Source organism: Bacillus sp. BC08 (assembly GCF_054326875.1).
The window spans coordinates 1-362 of sequence record NZ_JBTGPA010000029.1; the positions used below are offsets into that span (position 1 = coordinate 1).

The following is a 362-nucleotide window of genomic DNA, read 5'->3' on the forward strand; positions in this document are numbered from 1 at the left end:
AGCTCGTCGGGCTCATAACCCGAAGGTCGCAGGTTCAAATCCTGTCCCCGCAACCAAATGGTCCCGTGGTGTAGTGGTTAACATGCCTGCCTGTCACGCAGGAGATCGCCGGTTCGACCCCGGTCGGGACCGCCATTTTAACTTCTGCTATTTGGCAGTTGTTTTTTATTGGACATTATGTTACAATAACATTTGTCTTTGAAAAGAAGATAAACATTTCGATGGGCTATAGCCAAGCGGTAAGGCAACGGACTTTGACTCCGTCATGCGCTGGTTCGAATCCAGCTAGCCCAGCCATTTACGAGCCATTAGCTCAGTTGGTAGAGCATCTGACTTTTAATCAGAGGGTCGAAGGTTCGAAT

Annotated in this window: 2 tRNA genes; both read left to right on the plus strand. The window is 48.9% G+C overall.

Annotated features, from left to right (window positions below):
• Positions 1 to 59 precede the first annotated feature (59 nt).
• Positions 60 to 135 (plus strand) — tRNA-Asp (locus ACXVYO_RS09650).
• Positions 136 to 222: 87 nt separating this feature from the next.
• Positions 223 to 297: transfer RNA gene (locus ACXVYO_RS09655), tRNA-Gln, on the plus strand.
• Positions 298 to 362: the final 65 nt, after the last annotated feature.